We start from the raw sequence: 12,696 nt of genomic DNA on the forward strand, positions 1-12,696 counted from the left end.
TAGAATTACGTGATGTTCGGCGGGTCGAGGGTGGGCGAACACACTATACCCTGACGTGAGATGGTGGGGTATGGAACGGACGATTGACCACGTCGCGTTCGGCGGACTCGACCTCGATACACTTCGAGACGCTGCCGCGGACGTCGGTCTCACCCCAACGTACGGTGGCGAGCACGGAACCGGTACGACACACATGGCGATTGTCCCCTTCCCCGATGGGTCGTATCTCGAACTCATCGCACCGACACCCGGAACGAAACCGTCGGAGGCCGGATTCTGGCCGGACCATCTCGCCGCCGATGCCGGCCCTGCCGCGTGGTGTCTCGACGTACCGGACGTTCACGCCAGCGCGAAGGCTGCAATCGACGCCGGAGTCGTCATCAACGGCCCGCACGAAGCATCGAGAGAGCGACCGGATGGCCGACTCGTCGAGTGGGACATGTGTTTCGAAGGCGACGACCAACGGCTTCCGTTTTTGATTCGTGACCGCACCCCGCGAAGCTATCGCGTTCGCCGAACTTCTGATTCGACGATTCAGGGTATCCAAACCGTCGTCGTCGCAACCGAAGACCGAGAAGCGACTGCCGACTTCTTCGCACGTCGCCATCGCTATCCGACGCCTATCGAGGCGAACGGCCCATTTCCACACTTCTCTGTGGTTCCGGGGACGCCCGTCGCACTCTGTGAGACCGCAGACGGCTGGCTCGCAGACCGTGTCTCCAGTGTCGGCGAAGGCCCCTGTGCGTTCTTACTCGGCGTCAGCGACATCGAACAGGCGAGTGAATCGCTGGCGCTCGCTCCCGAGAATCACTACGACGACCGACGAATGGCGTGGTTCGACCACGAACTCTTCCACCGACGACTCGGCGTCGTCGAACGCGTCTAACTACGCCGCGCAGTTGTTCGGCCCGAGTTCGAGTTGCGTCGCCTCTTCTTCTCCTTCGAGCGACCCACGGCCGGTGTTGAGCGCGATGATTCGCTCGTAGTTCGGCGGCTTTTCGGGCAGGTCGCCGGTGATGCGCTCGATAAACGACGTTTCGTCCATCGAGAGGAAGTCCAACGATTCACGGAGTTCGCCGACTGTCGCACTCACGAGTTGGCCGGGTGCGGCGACGCCGAATCGACCTTCGGTATCGACCGAGACGTGTCCCGGGAGGATTCTAGTCTCGTCCGGTAACCCGAGAATCGACTCGTGAAGCGTGTCGTAGAGGAGTTCTGCACCCGTCGCGGCATCGTTGTCGCCGAACTGGAGTTCGGTCCGACCGACCGATTCGACGAAGAGTGTATCCCCGGTCAGGAGTGCCTGCCCGTCTACGAGGTAGGCGACCATATCGGAGGTGTGGCCCGGTGCGTGGAGCGTTTCGATTTCAACGTCGCCCACCGAGATGCTCTCGCCATCGTCGAGGGCGACGAAGTCGTACTGCACGTCACGGTCTGTCGCGTTCGACCCCATGTAGTACGGCACGTCGAGTCGGGACGCCAGCGTGCGCCCGCCGGAGATGTGGTCGGCGTGGACGTGGGTGTCGCAGACCCCGACGACTCGCATTCCCGCGTCCGCGGCGACGAGTTCGAACTGTTCGGACTGGCGTGTGGAATCGACGACGACTGCCTCGTTCGTCTCCCGCGACCCGACGACGTAGCCGAGACATCCTTTCGCCCGGCGCTGGACCTGTGCGAGATAGAGGTCCGGATTCCCGGTCTCGACTTCGACGACTTCGTAGAGTTTGCTCCAGTCTTCCATTCCGCCTTTGACGACCCGAACGTCGTCGTAGCCCCGCGTCCCGAGTTCGAAGCCGAAAGAGGTGGACGTGAGTCCCTTTCCACAGATGACGACGAGCGGCCCCGTCGCCGCGAGGTCCGAAACTCGCTCCCAATCCCACGCGGCCCCCAGTCCATCGACCGGGTGATAGGGGATGTTCGTCGCCCCTTCGATGTGCCACGCGTTGTAACTCTCTGGTGGACGGGTGTCGATGAGCGTCATCTCCTCGCCCGCATCGAGTGCGTTGGCGAGTTCTTCGACGGTCATCTGCGCGAGTAGCTTTGCCATAGTTGCTGTAGGCGCGCCCTGTGGAAAATCGTTTGTCGTGAGTGCCACTTCATTGCGGGCGGGCGCACGAGTCTCACCAGTGCAGTCGCTCACCGGTTAGCTTCGAGAAAATTCGATTTGTGAGACGAAGGTGTCGTCCCGAATTACAGCTCTGCCTCGAAGTCTTCGAGGGCGTAGACGGTGTCGGTGCCACGGCGGTCGAGCGTCTCGTTGGCCAGCAGCCAGTAGACGACCGACAGTGCGCGGCGACCCTTGTTGTTCGTCGGAACGACGAGGTCAACGTTCGAGGTCTGGTTGTTCGAGTCGCACATCGCGATGACCGGGATGCCGACCGTGATAGCCTCCTTGACCGCCTGCGAGTCACCGATTGGGTCGGTGACGACGACCACGTCAGGCTCGATGTAGCCAGCGTAGTCTGGGTTGGTCAGCGTCCCGGGGATGAAGCGGCCCGTGCGGGCACGAGCGCCGACGGCGTCGGCGAACTTCTCGGCCGGGAAGCGACCGTATTGGCGCGAAGACGTGACCAGAATCTGCTCGGGGTTGTAGCCCGCGAGGAAGTCAGCAGCCGTGCGGATACGCGAGTCAGTCTGACTCACGTCGAGCACGTACAGACCGTCGTCACGGACGCGGTGGATGAACCGCTCCATGTCCTTGGTCTTCTGCTGGGTACCGATGTGGACACCGGCGGCCAGGTAGTCTTCGACTGGGATGAGCAGGTCGGCGTCTTCGTCGGGCATGACGTCCTCGTCGAAGGCCGGTTCCGGCTCTGCTTCTTCAGCCTCGGTAGCCTCTTCGGCCGCCTCGGCGGTCTCTGCGGTCTCTTCTTCGGTGGCAGCCTCGTCGGTTACCGTCTCGGCGACCTCTTCGGCCTCCGTCTCGGCTTCGTCGTCGACGACCTCCACCGCGTCGTTATCGTTGTCGCTCATACTGCGTCGTCCGCGATGCGGATGAGTTCGTTCAGTTTGGCAGTTCGCTCGCCCTGCACCGTGCCCGTCTTGATGAACGAAGCGTCGGTTGCAACGGCGAGGTGTGCGATGGTCGTATCTTCCGTCTCACCGGAGCGGTGAGAGATAACCGCGTCCATCTCGTTTCGGTTCGCGAGTTCGATTGCATCGAACGCGTCCGAGAGCGTCCCAATCTGGTTGGGCTTGATGAGAATGGAGTTTGCGGCACCCACGTCGATTCCGTCCGAGAGGCGCTCGACGTTCGTGACGAACAAGTCGTCGCCACAGATGAGCGTGCGGTCGCCCACTCGGTCGGTGAGTTGTGCGAAGCCTTCGTAGTCGTTCTCCTCGAGGGGGTCTTCGACGTAGACGAGTTCGTACTCGTCGACGAGCTCGGCGATATAATCGATTTGCTCGTCGGTCGTCTTCGTCTCGTCACCGTAGTGGTAGACGCCGTCTTCGAACATCTCGGAGGCGGCGACGTCGAGGCCGAAGCCAATCTCGAAGCCGAGTTCGTCTTCGACATCAGAGACTGCCTCGTCCATCACTTCGAACGCGTCTGCGTCGGAGATGGCTGGCGCCCATGCGCCCTCGTCACCTTTCGCGGCAGGGACACCACGCTCGTCGAGAATCTCAGACGCGCGTGCGTGGACCTTCGCGTTGGCGAAGACGGCTTCTGCGACGTTCGGCGCACCGACTGGTGCGGCGAGGAACTCCTGAATGTTCGTCGCTTCCTTGGCGTGTTCGCCGCCACCGATGACGTTCCCGAGCGGTGTCGGGAAGTTCTCGCCACGGAAGGCACCACCGAGGTGCTGGTACAGCGGTGCACCGAGCACGTCGGCACCGGCTTTCGCGGCAGCCATCGAGATTGCGACGGCACTGTTTGCGCCGATTTCGGAGAAGTTCTCCGTACCGTCGGCGGCGTGAAGTGCGGCGTCAACCTCACGCTGGTTTCCGGCGTGGACTTCGTCCACGAGCCGGGGGACAGCGTGACGGCGTGCTGCGGCGATTGCTTCGGACGGCGGAAGCTCGATTGCTTCGTACTCGCCAGTCGAAGCACCGCTGGGTGCAGCGGCACGGCCGAAGCCACCGGACTCGGTGAGTACGTCGGCTTCGACGGTTGGGTTGCCTCGCGAGTCGAGCACGCGACGGAGCGAAACGGATGTGATTCGGGTCATATGTTACTTACCCTCTCGTTTGACGGTGAACGGAAGGACACCTGCATCATACTCTTCGGCGGCGATTAGTATAGGTTCGGTCTGCTCGGTTTCGACGAGTACCGGTGCGCCGTAGGAGACCTGCAGCGCGCGTGCGCCGAGGATGCGGGCTTTCTCGTAACGGTTGTAGCGCGTCATCATTGGTATGGGGACACGACATCGACGAGATCCTTGTGCGACACCATCATCCGCCGGCAGCAGGCGCGAGTGACACCGAGGTCGTCGAGGACCTCAGCAGGGTCTTCACCCTCTTCGCGGGCACGGGCTTGGAATTCGTCCCAATGCTCGCCGATCACTTTACCACACGTGAAACACCGGACGGGAATCATCATGGGTGAATCACCTCAGCGGTAAGATTTCTGGTAACGAGCCCGTGCGCCCGGTCCGCCCCACTTCTTGGATTCGGACTGGCGAACGTCGTTGACCAGCAGCGAACGGTCGAACTCCATGTACGCATCGCGGAGTTCAGCGTCGTTCAGATGCTGCACCAGCCCGCGTGCGAGTGCGGTTCGGACTGCGTCGGCCTGACCGGCCACGCCGCCACCGCTGACACGCACGTCAATGTCGACTTTCGAACGGAGGTCCTCGCCTGCGATGCGGAAGGGTTCCAGCATCTTGAGGCGGGCCATTTCGGGTTCGACGAGTTCGACTGGCTGGGAATTGATACGGACGCGCCCTTCACCCTCGCGCACGGTTGCGCGGGCGATGGCGGTCTTCTTTTTCCCGGACGTGTTCGTTACCATGTGACGTTAGCACCCAGTTTCTCGGAGACCTCTCCGAGGGTGATGAACTTGATGTTCGAGAGGCGGTCCAGCGACGTTTCGTCGAGCATCACGCCGTCTTCGTCGAACGGATTGCCGACGTAGACGCGGACGTTCTCGAACGCTTCGCGACCGCGGGGCTTCTTGTACGGTACCATTCCGCGAACGGCGCGCTTGAAGATTCGGTCGGGACGCTTGGGGTAGTATGGACCCTGGTCCGAACCGATTTCAGTGCGCTTGCGGTAGACACCCATCACGTCCTCTTCCGAGCCCGTGATGACGGCGTCTTCTGCGTTGATGATTGCGACCTTCTCGCCATCCATCGCACGCTGTGCGACTTCCGAAGCGACACGGCCGAGGATGCAGTTACGTGCATCGACAACCACGTCAGCGTCGAATTCGGCGAGACTCATCGAATCACCCGTACGTTAGACCCATCGGGGTTTTGTTCAGCGAGTTGTTCCAGCGTCACGGTGTCGCCGACCTGCTCGATCTTCTTGCGAGCGGTGGACGAAAAGTCCACAGCAGCGACTGTGACGTTCTTCTGCAGCACACCGCTCCCCAGCACTTTGCCGGGTACGACGACGGTTTCGTCTTCCTTAGCGTATCGCTCGATGCGACCGAGGTTGACTTCCGCGTGGGTGCGCCGTGGCTTTTCCAGACGGTCCGCGACATCCTGCCAGACGTTGGCGCCGGACTCACGCGAGACCGCCTTCAGCTCGGCGATGAGACTGTTGAGTCTCGGGTTCGTCTTACTCATTGTGTACCTCTAGAGAGAAAGCGGAGTGCAGGGAGCAGGATTTGAACCTGCGAACTCCTATGAGACAGCGCCCTGAACGCTGCGCCTTTGGCCAGACTTGGCTATCCCTGCTCGCATTCCGCTTTACTTCATGCCCCGTAAAAACACCTTCGGTCCGACCCGATTCCGTCGTGCGGTCGGCTCTCACGGTGGAGAGCGCGGCCGCTTTCGGGCGGGGCGAACCTCGGTGTGTGTACGGGGCAGTAATCATACTTACAGTGCGACCTTTTCTTCGAGTTCTGCGGCGCGGTCACCAAGGGAGGCGACTGCGCGGCGCACTAACTCGTCCACGGTGAACGAACCGTCCGTCTCAACACTGAAGACGAACGCGCCCGGCACGTCGTGCACTTCGACTTCCTTGCCGGGGTATCGGTTCGTTAGGTCATTTCCGAACTCGTCGGTGACCACGAGGTCGCCGTCTTCGGCATCCTCGTCGTCCGCGTGTTCTGCGGCGGCTTCTTCGATGACGCCGCGAAGAATGTTCGGCTCCTGTTCATCGAACTCACCGGCATCGCCGATGACCTCGACACGCTGAAGGTGTCGGTAGCCAACGGAGACGCCGCCTTGGTTCTTTGCGTGGTCTTTCCCGTAGCCGAGGACGGCGTCGGCCTCGAATTCGAGGCGCTGGCCTTCCTTCAGCTCGATAATCGGGACGTTCTCGTCCGCGGGGACGACCATGTCGTCTGCGGACTCGATGTCCCCAGAGTATGCGGTCGCTGGCCCATCGACTTCGAGCGCGACGGTGACAGCGTCACCAGGCTCGAACTCGTCGAGGGGCGTCGTGAACGGAACCAGACCAAGTCGGAGTCCGATCATCTCGTCGAACATGACCGACGTGTTCTCGACGAATCGAACGGTGTCGATAGAGAACGTCGGTACGTCGGCGACCATCGCCCGGCGAATGCCGTTAGCTAACGCGGGCGTCAGCCCACGCACGGCGAATCGGGCGCGTCGGTCTTCGCGTTCGATGAACGTGACCTCGAAGTCGTTTGCCATGGTAATTTACAGTCGGCTGTTTTTCGGCGCGCGCGTCCCGTCGTGCGGGATAGGCGTCACGTCCTCGATACGGCCGATTTCGAGACCGGCACGGGCGAGGGCGCGAATCGTAGCTTGTGCGCCGGGTCCTGGGCTCTTGTTCAGGTTGCCACCAGGGCCACGGACTCGGACGTGAAGGCCCGAGATGCCTGCGGCCTTAATCTGGTCGGCGACGCTCTCTGCCATCTGCATGGCGGCGTACGGAGACGCCTCGTCACGGTTCTGCTTGACGACCGAGCCACCAGACGATTTGACGACCGTCTCGGCACCGGTGATGTCAGTGACCGTGATGAGCGTGTTGTTGAACGATGCGTGGACGTGGGCGATTCCCCACTTGTCGGATTCAGATTCGCTCATTCTTGAGCCTCCGCGCGTTCAGGGTGCAATTCGTCCGAGAGCGGCGACGTCTCGTCGAAGCTCACGGAGTCCTCTTCAGAGACCTCGACCTTACGCGAGGGGACCGTCGAGCGGGCACCGTTGATCGTCACGTGACCGTGAACGATGAACTGGCGTGCCTGCTGCGGGGTCGATGCGAGACCCTTGCGGTAGGCGATGGTCTGGAAACGTCGTTCGAGAATGTCCGTCACGTCGAGACGCAGGGTCTGCGAGATGTCGTCATTCTCTCCGAGAATGCCGTAGCGGCGGAGACGAGCCATAAACTCGTCGCCGAGTGCTTCGGCTTCTTCGACGTCACCCTCTGCTTCGCCGAGGAGGCGTCGGGCCTCACGGCGAATGTTACGCAGTTCAGACTGTGCGCGCCAGAACTCCTCTTTCGTCTGGAGGCCGTAGCGCGAAAGCATGTCTGCTTCCTGGGCGATACGCTCGCCCTGGAACGGGTGGTTGGGGGTTTCGTAGAATTTCGTGTTGTTGCCGGTCGTCATTCTTCGAGACCCTCTTTGATCTCCTCGACGTTGACACCGATCGTACCTTCGGTACGACCCGTGGACTTGGTTCGCTGTCCGCGAACCTTCTGTCCACGCTGGTGACGAACGCCCTTGTAGGAGCTAATCATCTTCATGCGGTTGATGTCATGTCGACGCTTCTCTTCGAGGTCCGTGCCGATGATGTGGTCGGTGTCGCCGGAGAAGAAGTCCTTCTGTCGGTTAACCATCCACGTCGGGGCGTGGTCCTTGAAGTTTTCGACGACATCGACAACGGAGTCGATCTCGTCTTCGGGAAGCTTTCCGAACAGCGCCGTTCGGTCTACTTCCGCGGCGTCGGCGATGATGCGCGCTGTGCGCTTGCCGATACCTTTCATGTCCGTCAGACTGCGCTCGACCGACTTCGTTCCGTCGAGGTCAGTTTGACCAATACGGATGAAGTAACGGAGGTCTTCTTCCTCCTCGGGTGAGCCGTCCTGTGGTTCTTCTGCACTCATGACTTTGGGAGTCGATTTGTGAGCGTTGCGGCGGGGATTCGAACCCCGGGGGCTTGACGCCACTGAGTTAGCAACCCAGCGCCTTGGGCCAGGCTTGGCTACCGCAACACTGCGTTTGTAGTTATTTTCGCCCTCATGGACTCGGGGACTACACCCCTATCAGCGATTGCATGCGATACGAAACGGGGACATTACTTAAACATCACGAAAGGGCGCTCCTTCCGAGAGGGTCCAACGCACCGTCGCACGGCGGTATTGGTCTGTGGTAGCGTCTCTCAGTAAAGCAATAGATACCAACAGCACGTAGTGTTCACAATGGCTTCGACAGAGACCGATTCAGCACCGACAAAGCCCATCCGAATCGAGACGAAAGCCGAACTCGACGAACTCGTCGCCACGCACGAGCGCGTGCTTCTCGATATCTACACGAAGGGCTGTACGCTCTGTCAGAGCATCGAACCGGTCCTCGGAACGGTCGCCAAAGCGACCGACGTGACGGTCGTGATGGTCAACCCACAGACCGACATGTCCATCGCCGAAACCTACACCATCCGGAGCGTGCCGACGCTCTTGTTGTTCGAAGATGGTGACCTCGTTGGCCGACTCGACGAAGGCTTCCAGGGAGCCCAAGCTATCATCGACTTCATCGACGACCCGAGCGAACACGGGTCAGACCGTCTCAAATCCGCAGAAAAGTAGCGTCTCTGATGCGTCAGGACGAAGTCGTGTCTTCGGGCCGTGGCGGGTCTCCCGAGAGGGGCATCACGTTGTCGAGCAAGAAGAAGACGGACTCTCGCATCGCATCGACCGATTCCGGTCGCGTCCCGGTCACGCGAACGTCGAGGGCGCGGTAGAGAAACGCCATCAGATTCTCGGCCATCATTTCGGCGTTCATATCGCGGTAGTTTCCGGCCTCGATTTCGCGTTCGATGAGCGTCTGGACTGTCTCTATCATGTGCGTCTCGATTTCGCCGAACTTCTCGCGGTAGGACTCTTTGTGAATCGTCTGGGCGCGAAGCTCGATAATCGTGCGCTGGAATGCGACGACCTCGGGGTCTTCCTGTGAGTCAGAGAAGATGTACGAGACGAACTCACGAATCTCTGCGTCGGGGTCCTCGGCGCGAGGGTCGATGCTGGCCGCGAAGATGTCGAGAATGTAGTCCAAAAACGCGAGGAGCAGTTCGTCTTTACTCTCGTAATGATAGTACAGAAGCGAGGTACTCTTCTCGAACTCGGTGCCGATGTTCTTGATAGACAAATCGGCATAGCCGTGTGTAGCGAGGGCTCGAAGCGTCGCATCCATGATGGCCTGTTCTGTCTCGCTTCGGCCAGTGTCTGGTGGTCCGTCGTACATAGTCGGTGAAGTTTCGTCGGGTGTGGTCAGTGGTCAGATGGCGATACGAGACGGTTAGGAACTGACTCCATCGTCGGTGTCGAGACGAGTCGTACACCAGTGACAGAAGTCCAGTTCGGGGTCGATTTCTCCCCCACACTGCGGACAGGTTCGATGCTGTTCGTCGGATTCGTGGGCGACCGACTGCGTACGTGCGACTTTCTTCCACCCAAGGAAGAACGCATCGGCCACGCTGACGAGGCTGACAGCGAGAACGGGCATGAGGTCAGCGAGCGGCGGCATCGTCGTCCCGTTCGCAACGGCTTCGAGCGCCGACGTTGGGACGAAGACGAACGCAACAGTGAACGCGAGTACAATCCAGAGGAGTGCGCGACGCCAGCGTCGCAAGTAGAGGTGGCCGAGTCCCGTTATGAGGAGACCGAGAAGCGCCGCGAGGAGCGCGGTGAGCCACGGACGAAGCTTCGAGAGTGTGGACATAGTTTGATTCGATTGGTTGTCGGTCATGAGCGTTGCGTTGTGTGCAGCGACGTGGGTTTGGTGTCCCGTGGGGAGTCCGAGTGCGAATCGGGTGGTTAGAGGCGATGCAGCGATGGTTTGTGAGCGATTCGGGCGTGAGGGGCAGGGGCAACGACCCGAGATGGGCCGAGTTTCGTGGGCGATGGAGGGGGCGGAGGGATGCGTCAGGAGGACACAGAGGTCGGCGCATCGGTCCCGCGCTGGGTCAGTTGCTCCCAGACGACGAGCGTCGGAGGCGTGACCACGAGCGCGGTCAGATACGAGTAGAAGATACTCAGGGCGGTCACGATACCGAACTGCCCGAGGACGGGTGTGATGGCGATAGCGAGTACGCCGAGGCCGGTGGTCGTGGTGAGCATACTTCCGGTGAGTGCGCCACCGGTCCCGCCGACGGTCAGCCGAAGCGCCTCGAAGAGGTCACCGCCAGCGTTGTACTCGTCGGAGAATCGGTGGACGACGTGGGCAGAGTAGTCGATACCCAACCCGATTGCAATCGAGAGAATCGTCGCTGTCAACGCGTTCAATGGGATGCCGAGATAGCGCATCGACCCTGCGAGGAGGGCAATTGTGACCACGATGGGCACGACGTTGACCACCCCGAGCGAGCCTTTCCCCTCGAGCAGTTGGTAGATGAGTACCAAGAACACTGCTGTCACCGAGAGTGCGATGGCGAGACTGTTGACCGCGGACATGAAGATAGTGTCCGAGACGGCTTTGAACACCACCGTACTGCCGGTCGCAGTCGCGTCCATCCGGAGTTTGTCGGCGACTTCCTTGCCGTCAGCGACGATTTCGTCTTGGGTCGCATCGCCTTTGACCGTGTAGACAATGCGCGTCTTGCGGTAGTCGTCGGAGATGTAGGACGCCGCCTGCGACGAGACCGGAGATGCGAGCAGTTCGTCGTAAATCTGTTCGAGGTTGTCGTCCGGGACCCCGTTATCGTTCGCGTCGTTGCGGGCGACGAGCGCCGCAAATTCGGGGTCTTGTGCCGCGTAGTTCTGGATGACGGTGACGATGCTCGTCGATTCGGCACGCCGGTCCTCGACGACGAACGACTCCGGCGGCGACTCTCCGGTGCGATAAATCTCTTCGAGCGCAGAGTCGTGCCTGAGTTGGCCTTCGACGTACAACGTCACACTGTCGCCTTGCGTACTTTCGAAGGTGTCTTCGAGGTAGTTCAGGTCGCGTGTGACGGTGTACACGCCGGGTTTGAACGGTTCGGGGAGTTGCTGGAGAACGGCTGGTTGGTCCTCCGGCGGCAGGAAGTCCTCTTGGGAGAACGTGGTATCGACGCCAGTCCCGTAGGCACCTGCACCCATACTAATCAGCACCACGACGACGAGGAACAGTCGCGGCGCACGGCGACCGATGACGACACCGACCGAGAGGACACGTGCGAGCAGTCCGCCCTCGTTTCCGAGTGGTGTCGAACCGAATTCTGGGACGTTGTACTTGGAGCGCAGTTCGTCAGCGTAGAGCTTAGCGGCCGGGAGGAACACCCCGAAGATGAGGAAGGTAAAGAGGATACCCACCGCCGCGACGAGACCGAAGTCTCGAATCGGCGCGAGGTCACTCGTGAGGTTCGAGAGGAACCCAATCACCGTCGTCGCGGTGACGATGAAGAACGCCACCGAGAGTTGTTTCACCGTGACACGCATCGAGGGACGGGGCGCAACGTCTTTGATGCGTTCTTCACGGTAGCGATTGACCGCGTGGATACCGAAGTCGATACCAACTGCGAGGAGCAGTGGAGGCACCGCGATGAGCATCTGACTGAACGGTATATCTGCCAGTCCCATGAATCCGAACGTCCAGACGATAGCGAGACCCAGCGAGATGACTCCGAGAAGGAGGTCGATGGGGTCGCGGTAGGCGATGACGAGGAAGGCGAAGATGAGCAACACTGCGGCGGGAACGACCAGCAAGAGCGAGTCGACGATGACGTTACCCAGCTCGCTGGAGATGATACCGCTCCCGAAGACAGTGATGTCGCTGTCGGCGACGGAGGTCATCGTTTGAATCTCCGTTTGGATGTCCGTCAGCGGGCTCGTCCCCGAGGTACCGGCACTCGATGAGATACCGGGAACTTCGTGAGAGACGACGCCAATCGTCGCCGACGCCGAGACCGACTCGTGGTTGAAGTCGTTACTCAACAGAGAGGCGACGCCGGGATTGGAGGTTGCCTGCCGTGCCGCGGCGCGAACCTCAGACTGCGAGGCGGTCTCCATTGCCGCAATCTGGGCGTCGATAGTCGTCGCCGACGGGTCGAGTGTCTGTGCGACAGTCGAAGCGACCGACGATGCAGAGGTTGCCCGGAGGTCCGAACGCTCGAGGATGCTCTGCTGTAAGCGTAACATATCGAGCATCGCCGACTTCGAGAGGACGTTCGAGTCGCGTTGGATGAGCTGTGTACTCCCTGAACTCGTCTCGAACGCGGGAGTGAACTCGCGGTTGACGTCGTCGAGTGCCTCCTGTGCGGGCGAATCTTCGGTGAACTGCGAGGTTCCGGCGTCGGTGGAGATGTTTCCGAGACCGGCACCGAAGAGGAGCGTCACCACCAAGAACAGGGCGACGACCCTGCCAGGGTTCGTGACGATGTGCTCGCCGAGGCGGTCAACGTACCGTTCGTAGTCAATCATGATTGG

General features: G+C 60.8%; 17 protein-coding genes and 2 tRNA genes. 2 read left to right on the forward strand and 17 right to left on the reverse strand.

Features of this window, described 5'->3' with window-relative positions; all coding sequences use genetic code 11:
* Nucleotides 1–70: 70 nt before the first annotated feature.
* Entirely contained in the window at nucleotides 71–886 is an 816-nt protein-coding gene (locus tag ACK509_RS13750; RefSeq protein ID WP_410767105.1) for a VOC family protein, read from the forward strand.
* On the opposite strand, the gene ACK509_RS13755 is transcribed toward ACK509_RS13750, so the two are convergent.
* The 14 genes from ACK509_RS13755 to ACK509_RS13820 all read right to left on the reverse strand — a co-directional run bounded on the left by ACK509_RS13755 (nucleotide 887) and on the right by ACK509_RS13820 (nucleotide 8,289).
* Nucleotides 887–2,047 (reverse strand): MBL fold metallo-hydrolase, encoded by a 1,161-nt coding sequence (locus ACK509_RS13755; RefSeq protein WP_410767106.1) that lies wholly within the window; start codon nucleotides 2,045–2,047, stop codon nucleotides 887–889.
* Between the two features lie 143 nt (nucleotides 2,048–2,190).
* Nucleotides 2,191–2,973 (reverse strand): 30S ribosomal protein S2, encoded by a 783-nt coding sequence (gene rpsB / locus ACK509_RS13760; RefSeq protein ID WP_410767107.1) that lies wholly within the window; start codon nucleotides 2,971–2,973, stop codon nucleotides 2,191–2,193.
* A complete protein-coding gene (gene eno / locus ACK509_RS13765; RefSeq protein WP_410767108.1) occupies nucleotides 2,970–4,169 on the reverse strand; it encodes a phosphopyruvate hydratase in 1,200 nt (399 codons plus the stop codon). Before eno ends, rpsB begins: the two co-directional genes overlap by 4 nt.
* 3 nt (nucleotides 4,170–4,172) lie before the next feature.
* Nucleotides 4,173–4,349 carry a DNA-directed RNA polymerase subunit K gene (locus tag ACK509_RS13770; protein WP_410767109.1) on the reverse strand — a complete coding sequence of 59 codons (177 nt, stop codon included), beginning with the start codon at nucleotides 4,347–4,349 and terminating at the stop codon, nucleotides 4,173–4,175.
* Nucleotides 4,346–4,540, reverse strand: coding sequence for a DNA-directed RNA polymerase subunit N (locus tag ACK509_RS13775; RefSeq protein WP_410767110.1), 195 nt, complete (start codon nucleotides 4,538–4,540; stop codon nucleotides 4,346–4,348). The genes ACK509_RS13770 and ACK509_RS13775 overlap by 4 nt, the downstream gene beginning before the upstream one ends.
* Before the next feature lie 12 nt (nucleotides 4,541–4,552).
* The gene (locus tag ACK509_RS13780) at nucleotides 4,553–4,951 is read right to left on the reverse strand and encodes a 30S ribosomal protein S9 (protein WP_390221339.1); all 399 of its coding nucleotides are present in this window, start codon (nucleotides 4,949–4,951) and stop codon (nucleotides 4,553–4,555) included.
* Nucleotides 4,945–5,382 (reverse strand): 50S ribosomal protein L13, encoded by a 438-nt coding sequence (locus ACK509_RS13785; RefSeq protein WP_410767111.1) that lies wholly within the window; start codon nucleotides 5,380–5,382, stop codon nucleotides 4,945–4,947. The genes ACK509_RS13780 and ACK509_RS13785 overlap by 7 nt, the downstream gene beginning before the upstream one ends.
* Nucleotides 5,379–5,729, reverse strand: a complete 351-nt coding sequence (locus ACK509_RS13790) for a 50S ribosomal protein L18e (protein WP_410767112.1) — start codon at nucleotides 5,727–5,729, stop codon at nucleotides 5,379–5,381. The genes ACK509_RS13785 and ACK509_RS13790 overlap by 4 nt, the downstream gene beginning before the upstream one ends.
* 26 nt (nucleotides 5,730–5,755) lie before the next feature.
* Nucleotides 5,756–5,840, reverse strand: a tRNA-Leu gene (locus ACK509_RS13795).
* A gap of 141 nt (nucleotides 5,841–5,981) precedes the next feature.
* The gene (locus ACK509_RS13800) at nucleotides 5,982–6,764 is read right to left on the reverse strand and encodes a DNA-directed RNA polymerase subunit D (RefSeq protein ID WP_410767113.1); all 783 of its coding nucleotides are present in this window, start codon (nucleotides 6,762–6,764) and stop codon (nucleotides 5,982–5,984) included.
* A gap of 6 nt (nucleotides 6,765–6,770) precedes the next feature.
* Entirely contained in the window at nucleotides 6,771–7,160 is a 390-nt protein-coding gene (locus tag ACK509_RS13805; RefSeq protein WP_410767114.1) for a 30S ribosomal protein S11, read from the reverse strand.
* On the reverse strand, nucleotides 7,157–7,684 hold the full coding sequence (locus ACK509_RS13810) for a 30S ribosomal protein S4 (RefSeq protein WP_410767115.1): 528 nt from the start codon (nucleotides 7,682–7,684) through the stop codon (nucleotides 7,157–7,159). Before ACK509_RS13810 ends, ACK509_RS13805 begins: the two co-directional genes overlap by 4 nt.
* Nucleotides 7,681–8,181 (reverse strand): 30S ribosomal protein S13, encoded by a 501-nt coding sequence (locus ACK509_RS13815; protein ID WP_410767116.1) that lies wholly within the window; start codon nucleotides 8,179–8,181, stop codon nucleotides 7,681–7,683. The genes ACK509_RS13810 and ACK509_RS13815 overlap by 4 nt, the downstream gene beginning before the upstream one ends.
* Before the next feature lie 23 nt (nucleotides 8,182–8,204).
* Nucleotides 8,205–8,289: transfer RNA gene (locus tag ACK509_RS13820), tRNA-Ser, on the reverse strand.
* A 207-nt stretch (nucleotides 8,290–8,496) separates the two neighbouring features.
* On the opposite strand from ACK509_RS13820, the gene ACK509_RS13825 reads away from it, so the two are divergent.
* A complete protein-coding gene (locus ACK509_RS13825) occupies nucleotides 8,497–8,880 on the forward strand; it encodes a thioredoxin family protein (protein WP_410767117.1) in 384 nt (127 codons plus the stop codon).
* A gap of 13 nt (nucleotides 8,881–8,893) precedes the next feature.
* Here the strand turns inward: ACK509_RS13825 and ACK509_RS13830 are convergent, their stop codons facing one another.
* The 3 genes from ACK509_RS13830 to ACK509_RS13840 form a co-directional block, all read right to left on the reverse strand.
* A complete protein-coding gene (locus tag ACK509_RS13830) occupies nucleotides 8,894–9,535 on the reverse strand; it encodes a TetR/AcrR family transcriptional regulator (RefSeq protein WP_410767118.1) in 642 nt (213 codons plus the stop codon).
* Between the two features lie 54 nt (nucleotides 9,536–9,589).
* Nucleotides 9,590–10,012 carry a zinc ribbon domain-containing protein gene (locus tag ACK509_RS13835; RefSeq protein ID WP_410767119.1) on the reverse strand — a complete coding sequence of 141 codons (423 nt, stop codon included), beginning with the start codon at nucleotides 10,010–10,012 and terminating at the stop codon, nucleotides 9,590–9,592.
* A 203-nt stretch (nucleotides 10,013–10,215) separates the two neighbouring features.
* Nucleotides 10,216–12,690 (reverse strand): efflux RND transporter permease subunit, encoded by a 2,475-nt coding sequence (locus ACK509_RS13840; protein ID WP_410767120.1) that lies wholly within the window; start codon nucleotides 12,688–12,690, stop codon nucleotides 10,216–10,218.
* Nucleotides 12,691–12,696 lie beyond the last annotated feature (6 nt).

It is taken from the genome of Haloferax sp. DFSO60 (assembly GCF_046557615.1).
In the GTDB taxonomy this organism is placed as follows: Archaea; Halobacteriota; Halobacteria; order Halobacteriales; family Haloferacaceae; genus Haloferax.